12 protein-coding genes are annotated in these 16,491 nt (G+C 70.1%); 2 read left to right on the top strand and 10 right to left on the bottom strand.

The window, feature by feature from the left end; translation table 11 throughout:
* Positions 1-127: 127 nt before the first annotated feature.
* The 7 genes from SGFS_RS13430 to SGFS_RS13400 all read right to left on the bottom strand — a co-directional run bounded on the left by SGFS_RS13430 (position 128) and on the right by SGFS_RS13400 (position 7,511).
* Complete coding sequence (locus tag SGFS_RS13430) at positions 128-730, bottom strand: TetR/AcrR family transcriptional regulator (RefSeq protein WP_286250208.1); 603 nt, start codon at positions 728-730, stop codon at positions 128-130.
* 176 nt (positions 731-906) lie between these two features.
* Positions 907-1,044 carry a hypothetical protein gene (locus SGFS_RS13425; protein ID WP_286250207.1) on the bottom strand — a complete coding sequence of 46 codons (138 nt, stop codon included), beginning with the start codon at positions 1,042-1,044 and terminating at the stop codon, positions 907-909.
* A 46-nt stretch (positions 1,045-1,090) separates the two neighbouring features.
* Positions 1,091-2,407 carry an MFS transporter gene (locus SGFS_RS13420; RefSeq protein ID WP_286250206.1) on the bottom strand — a complete coding sequence of 439 codons (1,317 nt, stop codon included), beginning with the start codon at positions 2,405-2,407 and terminating at the stop codon, positions 1,091-1,093.
* A gap of 144 nt (positions 2,408-2,551) precedes the next feature.
* Positions 2,552-3,571: an SDR family NAD(P)-dependent oxidoreductase gene (locus SGFS_RS13415; RefSeq protein ID WP_350283996.1), complete on the bottom strand. Its 1,020-nt coding sequence runs from the start codon at positions 3,569-3,571 to the stop codon at positions 2,552-2,554.
* A 38-nt stretch (positions 3,572-3,609) separates the two neighbouring features.
* Positions 3,610-5,436, bottom strand: coding sequence for a beta-glucuronidase (uidA, locus tag SGFS_RS13410; RefSeq protein WP_286250204.1), 1,827 nt, complete (start codon positions 5,434-5,436; stop codon positions 3,610-3,612).
* Positions 5,437-5,457: 21 nt separating this feature from the next.
* Positions 5,458-6,279 carry an SDR family NAD(P)-dependent oxidoreductase gene (locus tag SGFS_RS13405; RefSeq protein ID WP_286250202.1) on the bottom strand — a complete coding sequence of 274 codons (822 nt, stop codon included), beginning with the start codon at positions 6,277-6,279 and terminating at the stop codon, positions 5,458-5,460.
* A gap of 20 nt (positions 6,280-6,299) precedes the next feature.
* Complete coding sequence (locus tag SGFS_RS13400; protein WP_286250199.1) at positions 6,300-7,511, bottom strand: glycoside hydrolase family 1 protein; 1,212 nt, start codon at positions 7,509-7,511, stop codon at positions 6,300-6,302.
* Between the two features lie 539 nt (positions 7,512-8,050).
* Between SGFS_RS13400 and SGFS_RS13395 the strand changes: the two genes are divergently transcribed.
* Both SGFS_RS13395 and SGFS_RS13390 read left to right on the top strand, forming a co-directional pair.
* Positions 8,051-8,836: a DUF5995 family protein gene (locus tag SGFS_RS13395; protein ID WP_286250197.1), complete on the top strand. Its 786-nt coding sequence runs from the start codon at positions 8,051-8,053 to the stop codon at positions 8,834-8,836.
* Positions 8,837-9,692: 856 nt separating this feature from the next.
* Positions 9,693-13,376, top strand: coding sequence for a family 78 glycoside hydrolase catalytic domain (locus tag SGFS_RS13390; protein ID WP_286250194.1), 3,684 nt, complete (start codon positions 9,693-9,695; stop codon positions 13,374-13,376).
* Positions 13,377-13,493: 117 nt separating this feature from the next.
* Here the strand turns inward: SGFS_RS13390 and SGFS_RS13385 are convergent, their stop codons facing one another.
* The 3 genes from SGFS_RS13385 to SGFS_RS13375 all read right to left on the bottom strand — a co-directional run bounded on the left by SGFS_RS13385 (position 13,494) and on the right by SGFS_RS13375 (position 16,433).
* A complete protein-coding gene (locus tag SGFS_RS13385) occupies positions 13,494-14,525 on the bottom strand; it encodes a LacI family DNA-binding transcriptional regulator (RefSeq protein ID WP_286250192.1) in 1,032 nt (343 codons plus the stop codon).
* A gap of 79 nt (positions 14,526-14,604) precedes the next feature.
* Positions 14,605-15,441 carry an ATP-binding cassette domain-containing protein gene (locus tag SGFS_RS13380; protein ID WP_286250190.1) on the bottom strand — a complete coding sequence of 279 codons (837 nt, stop codon included), beginning with the start codon at positions 15,439-15,441 and terminating at the stop codon, positions 14,605-14,607.
* Positions 15,438-16,433, bottom strand: coding sequence for an ABC transporter permease (locus SGFS_RS13375; RefSeq protein ID WP_286250187.1), 996 nt, complete (start codon positions 16,431-16,433; stop codon positions 15,438-15,440). Before SGFS_RS13375 ends, SGFS_RS13380 begins: the two co-directional genes overlap by 4 nt.
* Positions 16,434-16,491 lie beyond the last annotated feature (58 nt).

Here is a 16,491-nt window from a genome sequence, read left to right as displayed (position 1 = left end):
CCTATGCAGGCTCTCCCCGATGCGCGGTGCAGTGGTGGCGGTGACCGGGATCCGCGGCTGACGCCCTTCGCGAGGCGACGCCCGGGACGTCATCCCGCCGGGCGAAAGCGCCCGTTGAGGGCCCTGCTCAGCTGTCGCCCCGTTCGAGAAGCAGTCGCACGAAGTCCTTGACCGGTCCGACGATGTCGAGTTCCTGGTCGAGCACCCACTGCAGCTGGAGGCCGTTGAGCACGGCGTGGAAGAGAACCGCGGCGCTCTCGGGGCTGACGCCCTCGCGCAGTCGGCCGCGGGCCGCCTCGTCGTGGAATCCCTCGGCGAACTGCGCGCGCCCGCGCTCGTATCGATCGGCGAAGTACGTGTGGGCGGGGTGGTCCGAGCGTGAGGCCGCGGCGGCGAGCTCGATCCACAGGCGCATCAGCTCGGGCGCCTTCTGATGGTGGCGAATGAGCTCGCCGAGGTAGGGCGAGAGCTGGTCAAGGCTGTCGACCTGGGCCAGGCCCTGCTGCCACTCCTCGGAGTCCCGCTCGGCGAGCACTTCGGCGAGGAGCTCGTCCTTGTTCCGGAAGTGGTGGAGGAGACCGGCGTGGGTGATACCGGCCCGCTCCGCGATGTCCCGCAGAGAGGCTTTGACGTAGCCCCGCTCGGCGAAGCTGTCGCGTGCCGCCCGTACGATCTCCGCGCGGCGGGCCGGCGTCTTGGCGTACGGCCCTCGCGCTTTGGCCTCTCCCATGGTGTGCTCCCTGATGAAGCCGGTCCGGACAGGTCGTGCGCAGCAACCGGCCATGAAAACCTATCATATGGTAGGTATTCGTCGGGTGCCGCAGACGCGTGGCGGTCGGAGCGAACACCCGGTGGTCGGCGGTCCGGGCGGGGCGGCGGTCGTCGCCGTCGGCCGCGGCTCGCCGTCTAGGGTCTGTCGTGCTCGTACCCCTGCGGGCGTACCGCCTCCGACGGCGGCTTCCACGACAGGCGGGGTGCGCGGCCCGACGCGGCGAACCGGTCACCGCCGCTGTCGATGCGCAGGTCGTACGGTGCGTCGCTCATGCCGTGCCTTCTCGCAGTCGGTGAACTTCCTCGCCGACCGGCCCGGCTACCGGACCGACTTGACCTTGAGCTTGATGATCAGACCGCCGACCAGGGCGAGGACCGCGCCGATCAGATAGAGCGGGGTGTAGTTCTTGTCGCCGCCGTCCGTGACGCCGATGGTGATGACGAGTGGGGCGATCAGCGGGGCGAGGGCGCTGGGGATCTTCTGCGCGAACGCGACGACGGCGAGATAGCGGCCGGCCTGGGCCCGGTCCGGGAGGACGGCGAACACGATCGCCTGGTCGACGGCGCTGAACACCGCGATGGCGAGCTGCATCAGCACCGCGCCGACGACGAGCTGGGGCAGCGAGTGGGCGAACGCCTCCGTGACGGCACCGGCGACGAAGATCGCCGAGCCGATCAGGGTGAACAGTTTGCGTCTGCCGAGCTTGTCGGAGAGGAAGCCGCCCCCGATGGCGCCGCCGGCCGCCGCCAGCACCCCGATGATCCCGATCGTCGCCACGACACCGGCGACCTCCTTGACGGGCACGTCGAGCCGCTGGGCGTAGAAGAACGTGCCGAAGGTGGTGTTGAAGTACAGGCCCATGAAGAAGACGAAGCGGCCGAGCCAGTTCCAGCCGAAGTCGGGGTACTTGCGCGGGTTGAAGCCGTAGCTCTCGACGAGACTTTTGAGGGTCACATCGCCGGTGCGGACGAGGGAACGGGAGTCCCCTTCCGGCTTGACGAGGGGGAACGCCACCAGCATGGCGGCTCCGAGGAGGCCCGGGACGAGGAACACCAGGAGGGTGCTGGAGGCCACCGCGTACGCGATGCCGATACCGATCACCGGTGCGATCTGGCTCGTGACACTGGTCCAGGCCGAGATACGGCCGCGCTGCTCCTCGGGGACCCGGTCGGCCTGGATGTTCTGGATGGCCTGGCTGGCCGTGGACCAGCCGAGCATGCCGACGACCCACGACAGGCCCACCAGCGACACGCTGGGCGCGGCGGCGATACCGAAGAGCGCGACGACACCGAGGACCGCCCCGACGATCATGAACGGGGTCCTGCGGCCCAAGAGGGACCGCGTCCGGTCGCTCCAGAAACCGATCAGGGGACTGAGGACCAGGTAGACGAACTGGGCGGACCCCGTGACGTATCCGAGCAACTCCTCGCGTCCGGGGGCGAGTTCGGAGATCCGTACCGCCAACGAGTAGGAGAGCGGCACCATCAGGGCCAGCGATGCCCCGAAGTTGGCGATCATCATCCAGGTGATGTAGGCCGTGCCGACCCTCTGCGGAGGCGGGGCCTCGATCTCGGTGCCCGAGGCCTCGTCCGCCGTATGTCCGGCCACGCCGATGTCGCGATCGTTGTGAGGCATGAGGACTCCTTCGTCTCATGGATGCCTGGTGGCGCGGCAGTTGGTGGGGGACGGCGGACGCGCTCGTGGATTCACCGGTGGGCGGCGGCGAAGGGGGACCTGGCCAGGCCCGTTCGACGGCCGGCCGCCACCGGCGTTCGGGCGTTACTGGACCGACCAGCCGCCGTCGGACGGGAGGACGGCGCCGTTGATGTTGATGCCGTCGTCGCTGAGCAGAAAGGTGATGGAGGCCGCCAGCTGTTCGGCGGTGGCCAGGCTGGGAATCGCCCGCTGGAAGGGGGCGAGCCGGGCGGAACCCGTCTGCGACACGTGCGTAGGCATCGGGATGCCGGTCGCCACGCCTCCGGGTGCGACCGTGTTGACCCGGATGCCGTGCGGGCCGTACATGAAGGCGGCGGACCGGGTCAGGCCGACGACACCGTGCTTGGAGACGGTGTACGCGGTGCCCGAGGAGTTGCCGCGCAGCGCCGCCTCCGAGGCGACGTTGACGATCGAGCCGGCACCCGCGGCGATCATGAGCGGCAGAACCGCGCGGGACAGTTTGAAGCCGCCGGTGAGATTGATGCCGATGACGCGATCCCAGATCTCGTCGGAGGTCTCGTGGACCGGCGAGAAGTCGTCGTTCACCCCGGCCACGTTCGCGAGGGCGTCGATGCGGCCGTCGGCCGCCGCGACGATCCGGTCGATGTCGCCCTGCCGTGTGATGTCACCGACGACGGTGGCGATCGCGCCCTCGGGGAACGAGGTGGCGAAGGCCGTCAGGCGTTCGGCCGACACGTCCACGGCGATCACACGGCCGCCTTCCCGCGCGACACGCGAGGCGGTCGCCCGGCCGATGCCGGAGGCCGCGCCGGTGACGATGACGGTCCTGCCGTCGAACCGCCCGGCCGTGACCCGCTCGGTCCACCCGCCCGGATAGCTGTCCTCGGCGGGCATGACCCCGTCGTTGACCCGCAGCACCATGTCGTCGACGACAGCCTGCGGCAGCTGCCCCTGGCTGACGACGACGAGTTGCTGGAGGGCGAGCGTGCGGACGGGGGAGAGCATGTCCTGCGGTACCCCGGCCCGATCCAGCAGCGCCTGGACGAACGGCGCGCCTTTCGGGTGGGTGAGCCATGCGTCGACGGTGCTGTGCGCGGTGAGCGGGGGAGGGGGAGTGTCCATGTGGTCCGGTCTTTCTCAGATGTCGCGGTAACCAGGGATCAGTCGTCTGCGGCGGGGCCCGGCTTGCGCCCCTCAAGGCCGTGCCAGCGTCGGCGGAGGGCGAACGCGGCCGTCTTCGGCCTGCGGTCGCGGGTGAACACGCCCTTCTTGTTTCCGTCGACGCGGTGGATGCCGGCCGAGGTCTGGAAGTCGGCGAAGTTCCAGACGTGTTCACCGATGAACTCGGGGAGGCGGTCGAAGACGCGGTGGTACATGGCGAGGTAGTCGCTCTGGTACTCCTCGCTCCACGGGGTGTCCCAGACGGAGTGCAGGCCGGGCTGGGTGTCGGCGCCGTACTCGGACATCATGACCGGCTTGCCGAAACGCGCTGCCCAGCCGCGGAGGTCCCGTTCCAGGGCCTGCTCGGCGGTCGCCAGGTCGCCGGTGAAGAGGTACCAGCCGTAGTAGCGGTTGATGCTCAGTACGTCGAAGAGATCACCGATCAGGTCGTTCTGCGAGGTCGCGAACATGACCGCGGAATAGGTGAGGGGACGGGTCGGGTCGAGCTTGCGGGCCAGCTCGACCAGCGGCCCGAAGTACTCGCGCGCACCGTCCTCGTTGGAGGCCGGTTCGTTGGCGAGGCACCACATCACCACGCTCGGATGGTTCTTGTCCCGCTCGATCAACTCCCGCAGATGCCGGGCGTGGACGTCGCGGGTGGTCCCGCCGAAGTTCTCCGGGGCGAAGGTCGGGGTCGGCGCCTGGCCGGTGAGGCCCCCCATGACGCCCAGGTTGAGGCCGACGGCGGCGGTCTCGTCGATGACGACGATGCCGCGCCGGTCGGCGAAGTCCAGCACCTCCTCCGCGTACGGGTAGTGCGACGTGCGGAAGGAGTTGGCGCCGATCCACCGAAGGAGCTGGAAGTCGTGGACCAGGTAGGCGTCGTCGTGGCCCTTGCCCCGCACGGGCGTGTCCTCGTGCTTGCCGAAACCGGTGAAGTAGAACGGTTCGCCGTTGATGAGGAACTCCGTGCCCCGCACTTCGACGGTACGGACACCGAAAGGCTGGGTGTAGCTGTCGACGAGTTCCCCCGCACCGGTCCCGCCGTCGGCGACCAGCTCCACCACGAGGTCGTACATGTGGCCGGCGCCGGGCTGCCAGAGGATGACGTCCTCGATACGGAACGTGCCCTCGGGCCCGTGCGCCTCCGCCACGGTCCGGCCCGCCTCGTCGACCGCGCGCACCCGGACGGCGGTCACGTCGGCGGCCGCCCCGGCGGTCTCCACGCGGTACTCGACGATGCCGGCGGCGCCCTCCCTGCCGGTGACGACCGTGATGTCCTCCACGAAGGTCGGCGGTGTGCTGCACAGGCGGACCGGGCGCGCGATGCCCGCGTAGTTGTAGAAGTCGTGCAGATACGACTGGCGTTCACGGCCGTCGTGGCCGGTGGTGACGGTCCCCGGCGGGATCGTCTCGTTGGTGAGCCGGTTGTCGACGCCGACCGTCAACCGGAACTCGGCGCCGGGCCGCACGATTCCGGTCAGGTCGGCCTCGAACGGCGTGTAGCCGCCGGTGTGTTCGGCCACCAGCCGGTCGTCCGCGTAGACCCGCGCGGCGTGGGTGACGGAGCCGAAGCGCAGGACCACCCGTTCCCCCGCCCAGCCGCGCGGCACCCGCACCTCGCGCTGGTACCAGACGACGCCGACGTGGTCACGGATCTCCGCGTCCACGAACAGGTCGTTGTAGCTGGCGGGGACGGGGGCTTCGAGAGGTGTGGCCAGCCGTGACGTCCACGGGGCGGCGCCGACGCGGGTGTCGAGGGCGAACCGCCAGAGGCCGTCGAGGCCGACGACGTCACGGGTGGGGGTGGGGCGGGGCGAAAGCATGAGATTCCTTCGGCTCGCGGATCAGATCGTTTCACCGGCGTCGGCGAGAAGCGTGCTGCCTGTCATGAAGGCCGAGAGGTCGCTCGCGCAGAACAACACCACGCGGGCGATGTCGTCGGGCACACCGAGCCGGCCGAGCGGGCCCGGCTGCATCACGGACATCAGGGACTCGGCGTCAAGCGGGATCCCGGCAGCGGCGGCAGCCGCCATGTTCCCCTCGGTCGGTACGAACGTCGGCGCGACACCCAGCACCCGGATCCCGAACGGCGCGAATTCGAGAGCGAGTTGGCGGGTGATGCCACGCGCCGCGTGCTTGGACCCGACGTATGCGGCGAGCCCGGGGGCCGTCCCCCGGAAACCGGCCGTGGAGACCACGTTGACGATGACGCCCCCGCGCCTGCCCCCACTCATCCGGCGGGCCGCCTCCCGGGAGCCGAGGAAGACACCGCGCGCGTTTACGGCGAACACCTCGTCCCAGGCTTCGGCGGACATCTCCAGCGCGGGAACGCCGGGAAAGATCCCGGCGTTGTTGACCCAGATGTCGACCCCGCCGAACTCCCGAACGGCGAGATCGGCGGCCGCCACGACGCTGCCGACGTCGGTGACGTCCAGGTGCGCGGCCAGCGCGCGGCCCTTGCCGCGGGAGTCGAGGTCTTCGGCGGCGGCGGTGGCGAGGTCGTCCTCGATGTCCGCGACGAGCACGTCCGCGCCCGCTTCGGCCAGGCGCTCGGCGATGGCCCGGCCGAGACCCCGGCCCGCGCCGGTCACGACGGCGCGCCGCCCGGCCAACGAGACCAGCTCGGCCAGGGACCGGGACGAGACGTCGGGTACGGGGATCTGCACGATGTGTCCTTCCGGTGTGTTCAGTGCGGTCGGCTGAGGCCGCGGCGGGCGGTCGCGCCCAGCCAGGCGAGACTGGGCTTGGGGCGGCGCTCGAAGGTCTCGCGGTCGACCTCGACCAGCCCGAACGTCGGCGCCCAGTGGCCCCACTCGTAGTTGTCCAGAAGGCTCCAGTGCAGGTAGCCGCGGACGTCAGCGCCGTCGGCGATCGCCGCTTCGAGGTGCTTGAGGGCCTCGCCGGTGTAGGCGATCCGGCGCGTGTCGTCGCGGGTGGCGATGCCGTTCTCCGTGATCAGGATCGGCATTCCGCCGGTGACCTCGGCGGTGTGCCGCACGGCGATGCCCAGCGCGTCGGGCCGGTAGGCCGTTCCGACGAGCGTGTTGTCCGGGTGCGGCGGGTGGGGCTCGATGCCGTCCGGGCCGACCCACTGGCTGGAGTACGACTGCACGCCGACGAAGTCGTCTCCGCGCGCCCCCTCCAGGTAGAGGTCCTCCCAGACGTACTCCAGCTCCCGCTTCTTCTCCTCGGCCCCCGGGCGGGCGGCGAAGGCGCGGTTGGCGACCGTCCAGCCGACCTTGGCGCCGGTGCGCTCGCGCAGGACGTCCCGGACGGCGTGGTGCGCCGCGACCAGCCGTTCGCCGATCTTCACGTCGGGGGCCGGCAGCGGCGGTCGTGGGCCCTCGTGGTCGACGGTGGGGCTCTGCCACTCGCCGGCCGCCTGCTGGCTCCGCATGGCCTGAGCCATGCCGATCATGATGGCCAGCATGTTCGGCTCGTTCATGGTGACGACCCACTCGACGCCGTCGAGGATCGGGGCGACCGCGCCGGCGTACGCCCGGAACCGCTCGACGGCGCGGTCGCCGAGCCAGCCGCCCTCCTGGGCGAACCAGAGCGGGCTGGTGAAGTGGTGCAGGGTCACGACCGGTGTCAGGCCCAGCTCGAAGGCCGTGTCGATCATCCGCCGGTAGTGGGCGAGCTCGGCTCGCGAGACCATCCCGGGGACCGGCTCGATCCGGGCCCATTCGACGCCGAAGCGGTAGGCGTTGAGCCCGGCGTCCGCGAGGAGCCGCATGTCCTCGCGGTACCGGTGGTAGCTGTCGCAGGCGTCACCGCTGCGCTCCATGCCCGGCATGAGCGCCTCACTCGCCCAGAAGTCGCTGTTGAGGTTGTTCCCCTCGATCTGGTGCGGCGCGGTGGAGGCCCCCCAGAGGAATCCCGGAGCGGGTTCGGTCATCGTCGACTGCCTTCCTGAGGCTCGGTGGCGACGGCACGGTGGCGCTTGCGCCATGGCCGGGCGGTACGGAGTGCGGTGAGCAACGGCTTGCTGTGCGGTGGGAGGGGTTCGGCGACCTGTTCCGCCGGTCGGTTCGGGGGTGTCGCTGCGGCAGCCGACGCTCACGTGGTCGCGGACGGGCCGGGTAGCCGATGAGCGGGGACGCCGGGGCGCGAGTGTCCAACTCTTACCAGGTGGTTGGTTTTGAGTTCGGAAGATAGGCCGAGACGGCGAGGGCGGGAAGGCGGGTGTTCGAGTTCGTAATCAGAGCGTTACCTGATGGCGGGTCGCCCGGGGTCGCCCGGGAGGGGAGGTCGGCGACCGGAGGCGTCCCCGGTGGGCGCCGCTGTCGTGGCGGGGAGGCGAGCGGGGCTCTCGTCCCGGTTCCCGTAAGGCGGGGGCCTTTCCCGGTGTGCGGTGGTAGGACGGGGCTGTGATCGGCACTGCGGACAGCAGCCGGAGTGCGGGCCGAACAAGGGCCCGCGAGAGGGGAGTTGGGTATGGCGGCAGAGAGCATCGACGATGTCGTGGACGGGCTTGCCGAAATCGTGCGGGAGGCCGGCCGCGCCGGTGACCGGGTCGGGTACTTCGCGGCGCTGTACCGACAGGTGACCGTCGAGGTCCGCACGGCCATTCACGGTGGGCTGTTCGACGACGGCGCCCGAATGGACCGTTTCGACACGCACTTCGGCAACCGCTACTTCGACGCGTACGACGCCTGGCGTCGTGACCGGAGCGGGCCGCGTTGTTGGCGCGAGGCGTTCGGGCTGCTGGACGACGCCGACACCGTCATCGTCCAGCACCTGCTGCTCGGCGTGAACGCGCACATCAACCTCGACCTGGCCGTCGCCGCCGCGCGGACCAGCCCGGGCGAGGCCATACACGCGCTACGGCGCGACTTTCTGCTGATCAACGACATCCTTGCGCGGGTGGTGCTGGTGGTGCAGGACTCGGTCGGCGCCCTCTCGCTGCTCCTGTCACTGCTGGATCGGGTCGGAGCCCGCACCGACGAGCGCATCCTCGACTTCAGTGTGCGTCAGTCCCGTGAGGAGGCTTGGTACAACGCCGTCCTGCTTGCCGGCCAGAACGAAGAGGAGCGCGAGGCCACCATCGAGCGGCTCGAGGTCCGGGCCGCCGTGCTCGCACGGTTGATAGCGCGGCCGAGCGGCCTCGTCCGACCGGCCCTGCAGCTGATCCGGAGCACCGAGAGTGATGACGTGCCGGCCGTCATCACTCATCTGGACAACGCCATGGAGCGACCCTCCGCCCTGCAGCAGACGGGCTGAGGCCCGGCGGACAGACCGTCCGGCATCCCGCTGGAGCCGGCGCCGACCACTGCTCACCTGGTGTCGGAACGACCCTTGGCTGTCGCTCGACGAAGCGATTCAGCAGGTCGACGTGAGGATGACTCCCATGTCGGCGGCCCGGGTGACCGCGGTCCCCGGGCCGTCGGCGCTCACCCGCGGGGCGGCATCCGGATCGCACCGGTGCCGCCCCGCCGCGACCGGCGGTGACGGAGAGGCGAACAACGCTCCCCTCCCATGGACTCGGCCTCCGGCCCGAGACCTACGACCCGCACTCGAACGTCGACTTCACCGTTCCTGTGGACTGAGCGGGAGTGAGCCGACCTCGTACACGCTCCTTGGCAAGCAGCTAATACCCCTCTGCGCGGCGACGGCCCGCCCGACCCGGACGACTACGGCCAAACCGCCTGATCCCGCTGCCCGACATCGCCAAGCGGCTCGTCAACGTCACGGGCGCGGACAAGGACTGGTTCACCCGCCACCTCGCCGACCAGGGCTGAGCCGCGTCATCGACGGCCTGCCTGTCGGCAGCCATCACCGAGGGACGCCGACCTCCCGTCGCCGAGGGACGCCGACCTCCCGTCGCCGAGGGACGCCGACCTCCCGTCGCCGAGGGACGCCGACCTCCCGTCGGCGTCCTCCCCGCGCAGGCCATTGCTTTTCGGCCGAGGTTGTTCGTAAGCTTACCGCTTGTAAGGTATTGAAACGTTTCAAAGAACATTTCAAGCCGTAGGCGCCTTCGCTGCCCGAGCGCAGCCATGAGCGACCTGGTGTTTCGGGGGAGGGACACCCCGTTTCCAGCGCATCTCGCGATGCGCTCACGAAAGGAATCTCAGCCGTGGCCGAGGAACACAGAAGTGCGTTGAGCCGCCGACAGGTGCTCGGCATCATGACGGCGGCGGCAGCCGGGGCCTCTCTCCCGCTCGCCGCCGCTCCGGGCGCCGTGGCGGCGTCCGGCGGACACCGTTCCGCCCCCGTGGACCTCCAGGTCAACTCCCGGGTCGCGCCGCTCGGCACGGAGAGCGCCCCGGCCTTCAGCTGGGTTCCTCCGGTGGCCAGGCAGACCGCGTACGAGATCCAGGTCGGTACGAAGCCCGGCCGGGCGGACGTGTGGCGCAGCGGCAGGGTGAAGGGCTCGGCCAGCACCCGAGCCGTCTACGGGGGCGGCGCGCTGAAGTCGGAGCAGGCGTACCACTGGAGGGTGCGGACCTGGGACGAGAAGGGCGCGCCCGGCGCGTGGAGCGAGCCCGCCGTGTGGGAGACCGGGTTGCTGAAGGGGGAGAAGGACTGGTCGGGCGCCCGCTGGATCGGTGGCCGCACGGCGCGGGACCACGACTGGCGGGACCTCACGGCGACCGTGGTCTTCCGGGGCGGTTCCGACCCCGCGAGCGGCATCTCCCTGCTGCTGCGCGCCGAGCCCATCGGCAAGAGCTGGGGCGAGGGGCTCGTCTGGACGCTCCGGCAGAGCGGCGACGACATGCAGCTGGTCATGAAGACCAGCCACTACGCCGGCAACACCTGGGTGGACGACGGCACCTCCGAGCCGAACTGGGGTGTCGACCACTACGACCCGCAGAGCGAGACCAACCCCACCACCGCGGGCACCCGCAGCGTCCCGGTCGGCACGGTCGCCCTCCCCGCCTCGACCGGCCTGACCAAGGACACCTGGGCCACCCGTGACCACACGGTGGTGGTGGCGGTGACCGGGCTCACCGTGACCACCACCGTCAACGACGTCGAGGTCGACAGCCGCACCCTCACCGGCGACCAGATCCGCCGGCACGGAAGCTTCGGCTTCGCCGGCGGCACCAACGCCACCGTGCGCCGCGTCAAGGTCACCGGCACCGGCGCCCGCGACTTCTCCGTCGATCTCACCAAGGGCGCGAACCCGTTCGAGAACGGCATCGGCACCCTCGGCGGCCTCACCTTCCCCCCGAAGAACCCGTTCATCCCGTCCAAGAACAGCGTGCTGCCCCTCGCCAACCCGGCACCCGTCCTGCACCGCGCGTTCCCCCTCCCCAAGGGCCGCCGCATCGCCAAGGCCCGACTGCACCTGAGCGCGGCCGGCAATGTCACGTTCACCGTCAACGGCGACCCGATCACCGTCGACGGCAAGCGGGCGAACAAGGGCCGGACCAACGTGCCCCGGCTGCTCACCGACCAGAGCACCTACGACCGCACGGTCCTCTACGACACCTTCGACGTGTCCGAGCTGCTCCACGCGGGCCGGGAGAACGTCGTCGCCGCCGAACTCGGACGCGGCTGGTACGGCGTGACCACGCCTCAGGAGTGGTACTGGCAGCTCGCGCCCTACGCCGGCCAGCCGCGCCTGCGTGCCAAACTCGTCGTGACGTACACCGACGGCTCCCGCACCACGCTGGTGACGGACGAGGACTGGCTCGTCGCGGACGGGCCCACGACCTTCGACTCCGTGTACTCGGGCGAGAAGTACGACGCCCGGCGCGCGGACGCGCTGGGGGAGTGGCGCTCGGTCGGCCGGCGCACCGGCCGTGAGTGGCGCCCGGCCACCGTGCTGATCCCCCCGGGCAGCTGCTCCGGACCCGCGCCGAAGTACCACGGCGCGCTGCCCGCCACGAGGATCCCCGACGGTTTCAGGCACGCCGTCGTGCGGGCCCACGAGGCGGAGCCGGTGCTGGTGAACCAGACGCTGCGCCCCGTCTCGATCACCGAGACGGCCCCCGGTTCGGGGACCTGGGTCCTGGACTACGGCCAGATCCTCACCGGCCTCGTCCGTCTGCGGCTCACCGGCATACGCCCGGACAAGGAGGGCCTCACCCTGCGGATCCGCGGCGGCAACCGGATCGTCGCCGGCGACGGCACGGCCGGCTCCCCGCTCTCCGTGGAGGAGGAGAACTTCCAGCACGACGCCAACCTCCAGACGCACTACTACACCCTCGGCGGGCGATCGACGCAGACCTGGGAACAGCAGTTCAGCCACTTCGGCTTCCGCTACCTGGAGGTCATGAACCTGGAGGCCGTCCTCGGGCGAGCCCCCGACCCGAAGCGTGACGCGGACGTGCTGACCGTCGGAGTCGCCCGCACCGGTTTCGCCCGCACCGGCACCTTCACCACGGACAACGCCCTGCTCAACCGCCTCCAGCGCAACCTGGAGTGGGCCGAGCAGAACAACCTGGTGCAGAAGCCCACCGACACCCCGTCCCGGGAGAAGAACGGCTGGACCGGCGACGCCATGGCCAGCTCCGAGTCCGAGTCCCTCACCTGGGACGTCAACGCGGTCTTCACCAACTGGCTGCGTCACTTCCCCGACGCCCAGATCTCCACCGGCCAGCTGCCCATGTTCGTCCCCATCGCCAAGGGCGGCTACGGCTACGACCACACCCCCGGCTGGAACGCCGCGTGGAAGGCGGTGCCCGCCTGGGACTCGGCGTACTTCGTCATGCCGTGGGAGCTGTACACGTACTACGGCAACAGCAGCCTGTTCGCGGAGCTCTACCCTCACCAGGACACGCTTCTGAAGTACTACGAGACGCTGTTCACCGCCGAGAACGACTACAGGTTCGAGGCCTCCCTCGGCGCCTACTCCGGCGCGGAGAGCCCCGGCAGCAACGCCGTCATCAGCCTCGCCTTCTACGTCCACTTCTGCGACTACATGGACGAGGTGGGACGCATGATCGGCCGTAAGCGCCGGGCGGCCCACTACGCGCGGCTGGCCCGCACTCTGCGCAAGGCGTTCATCGCCAACTACTGGGACGCGGCCAAGGGCTGCTTCACCCAGGGCAGCATCTCCAGCGAGAACGCCCTGGCCATGGCGTTCGACCTGGTGCCGGGCTCGGACCTGAGCCCCGGCGACCCCCGCCACCTGGCGGGCACGAAGACTCTCGCGGAGAACAAGAAGGCCCTCGCGAAGCTGCTCGCCGACCGGATCGTGGCCGCGGACCAGCACATCCAGAACGACATGTACGGCTCGCGCTACGAGTTCGACATCCTCAGCGAATACGGCTACACGGACGTCGCGTTGAAGGCCGTCACGCAGACCGGCCAGCCCGGCTATGTGTACCAGATCGCCAAGGGCGCCACCTCGCTGTGGGAGCAGTGGACCGACCGGCTCTCGGTCAACCACCACTACCGCTCCAACGTGGCCACCTGGTTCTACCAGGGCCTGGCCGGTATCAAGCCGACCTCGACGGCCTACGAGTCGCTGCGCATCCGCCCGTACATCCCCTCGTCGCCGGTCAACAGCCGTGTCCCGAAGGACACGCAGGACATCGACCTGGCACCCGCGACCCTCGACCATGTCAGCGCGTCGATCGACACGGTACGAGGAGAGGTGTCCTCGGAATGGCGGCGGCGAGGGGACGGCAGGATCGACCTCGCGGTGCGGATTCCGTACAACACGGAGGCCGAGATCTGGGTCCCCACCCAGGACAAGCCCGTCTCCGCGCCCCGGGGTGTCACCTTCGTCCGCGACGCCGTCTCAGGCGGTGCGGCCTACAGGGTCTACCGGGCCCGCGCGGGGTCGTACCGCTTCAACGCGGGGTGACTTGAAGACCAGGGAGCCCCGGAGGACCGGACGTCACTCCGGGGCTCGCTCCCGGCCCGGTCGCAGGGCGAGGAGCCCGGTGCCGGTTCCACCACCTGATCCATGCGGGTACGGGGGTCAGGCCTTCCGCAGTGCCGGAGCGGGCCGTTCCCCCGAGCCCCGGACGATCAGTCGTGTGGGGACGGTGATGGTGCGGGCACGGGAGCGGTCGCCGTCGAGGCGGGCCAGGGCGGCGGTGGCCGCCGCCTTCCCGATCTCCTCGGGGTCCTGGGCGACCACGGTCAGCGCCGGTTCGAGGGCCTCGGCGAGGGCCACGTCGTCGAAGGCGACGACGGCGATGTCCTTGCGGTTGGTCCGGGCCAGTTCGGTCACTATGCCCAGCGCGACGATGTTGTTGCCGGCGAACAGGGCGGTGGGAGGATCCGCCAGATCCAGCAGTTGGGCCGTGGCCGCCGAAGCGCCGTGCTGGTCATGGGCGTTGGTGACGAGGGCGCGGTCGTGCGGGAGTCCGGCCTCCTCCAGGGCCGCGCGGTAGCCGGCCAGGCGCTCGCGGCGGGTGTAGAGCTTGGTGGGGAGGTCACCGACGAAACCGATGCGCCGGTGGCCGTAGGAGATGAGGTGGGCGACCCCGTCGTGGGCGCCCGTACGGTTGGAGCTGACGACGCTGTCCGTGGCGAGGCCCACTCCCGGACGGTCGAGGAAGACGACAGGCAGGCCCGCGGCACGGTGGGACTTGAGGTGGGAGTGGTCGGCGCCTACGGACGGCACGACCATCAGGATGCTGATGCGGCGGGCGAGGAACTTGTCCGTCAGCGCGCGTTCACGGCCGGGGTCGTCGGCGGAGGAGCCCATGAGCAGGGTCAGCCCGCGGTCGCGGACCCTGTCCTCGATGCTGCTGGCCACGGCCCCGAAGAAGGGGTTGCCGAGGTCGGGGATGACCAGTCCGATGGTGGTGTCGGGGCCGCCGACGCGGATGTTGCGGGCCATGAGGTTGGGCTGGAAGCCGAGTTTGGCGACGGCGGCGAGCACCTGTTCCCTGGTCCGGGCCGAGGCGGGCCCGTCCTCGTTGAGGACGCGGGAGACGGTCTTGGCGCTGACGCCCACTTCTCTTGCCACGTCTGCGAGGGTGGGGCGGCGGTTCGCTGCCATGGAGGTAACGGTCTCCTGTGCTCGTCGGTTCCGGCCGCGGCCTTCGGCCGGAACCTGTGAGTGTCGTGAACTCGTGGCGTCAATGGGCCTGGACGCCGGCGGCCTTGGCCGCCGCGGAATCCGCTACGACAGTATCTCCGGCCGCGTCGACGGTGAGTGCGCCGGTCATGATGGCGACGACCTCGGCCATGGAGTAGTCGGAGGGCTTGATCACAGCTGCGCGCTTGCCGAGGCGGTGGACGTGGATCCGGTCCGCGATCTCGAAGACGTGCGGCATGTTGTGGCTGATGAGAACGACCGGCATGCCCTTGTCGCGGACCCGTCGGATGAGGTCGAGGACCTGACCGGACTCCTTGACGCCGAGGGCGGCGGTGGGTTCGTCCATGACGACGACGCTGCGGGCCCAGGCGACGGACCGGGCGACCGCGACGGCCTGCCGCTGACCGCCGGAGAGCGTCTCGACCGACTGGGTCAGCGAACGCAGCCCGATCTTCAGATCGGCCATGTGTTCGGCGGCCTCCTGGCGCATCCGCTTCTTGTCGAGCATGCGGAAGACACTGCCGAGGACACCGGGGCGGCGCAGCTCACGGCCGAGGAACATGTTCGACGCGATGTCCATGGAGGCGGCCACGGCCAGGTCCTGATAGACCGTCTCGATGCCGTGGGCACGGGCGCTCTGCGGACCGGAGAAGGTGATGGGCTCGCCGTTGAGGCGTATCTCGCCCGCGTCGGGGGTCAGCGCGCCGGTGAGGGCCTTGATCAGGCTGGTCTTGCCGGCGCCGTTGTCGCCGATGACGGCCAGGACCTCGCCGGGCAGCAGATCGAAGTCGGCGCCGTCGATGGCGGTGACCTGGCCGTAGCGCTTGACCAGACCTCGGGCCTGGAGCACGGGCGTGGGGGTGGACGTGGCGGTCATCGGGCCTTCTTCCGGGAGATCTGGTCGACGGTCACCGCGAGGATCACCAGGACTCCGGTGATCAGCGTCTGGTAGATGGAAGCGACGCCCATCAGCTGCAGGCCGTTGCGGAAGACGCCGACGATGAGGACGCCGATGAAGGTGCCCAGGACCGAACCGCGGCCGCCGAAGAGGCTGGTGCCGCCGAGGACCACGGCGGTGATGCTGTCCAGGTTGTCGGTCTGCCCCGCCTGCGGGTCGCCCACGCCGGTACGGGAGATGAGCAGCAGGGCGGCGATGCCGTACAGCAGACCCGCCACGGTGTAGACGCCGATGGTCAGCCGGGAGGTGCGGATGCCGTTCAGGCGGGCCGCTTCCTGGCTGTTGCCCAGGGCGTAGACGTGCCGGCCCCAGCCGGTGCTGCTCAGCGCGTAGGCGAGGAGGAGGAACAGGGCGATGGTGACCAGGGAGCCGTAGGTGATGTCGGTGTGGCCGAGCGGGAAGGTCTGCCCGAGGGCCGTCAGCGGGCCGGGCAGGTTGGTGACCGTCTGCTCCTCGGAGTAGATGTGGGTCAGCGCGAACGCCACATTGAGCATGCCGAGGGTGACGATGAACGGCGGCAGCGGGATCTTCTGCACCAGCAACCCGTTGAGCAGCCCGAAGCCGCCGCAGACGGCGATGCCCAGGCCGATGGCGGCGAACGGGGGCAGGGAGCCCTCGGCTGCCATCTTGGCGATCATGATGCTGCCGAACGCCATCACGGCACCGCACGACAGGTCGATGCCCGCCGTGAGGATGATCAGGGTCTGTCCGATGGCGAGGGTGCCGACGACCATGACCTGCTGCACGATCAGCGAGAAGTTGCCGCCGGTCAGGAACTGGTCGGTCGAGAGCGAGAAGAAGGCGCAGGCCAGGAGGAGGGCGACCAGGGGGCCGGTGGTCGGCGCCGTGAGCAGTCGGCGGGCCGTGGTCGGTGCTTTGAGCTCGGCGTACGGCGTGGTCGTGGCTGTCATGCGAAGTCCTTGTCGGAAGACAGTGGTCGTTGTCCTTCCCGGTCGGAGGACAAGAGGA

This window comes from Streptomyces graminofaciens (assembly GCF_030294945.1).
In the GTDB taxonomy this organism is placed as follows: Bacteria; Actinomycetota; Actinomycetes; order Streptomycetales; family Streptomycetaceae; genus Streptomyces; species Streptomyces graminofaciens.
Note: the sequence above shows the minus strand (reverse complement) of the source record. Positions and strands in the feature narration are given on the sequence as shown.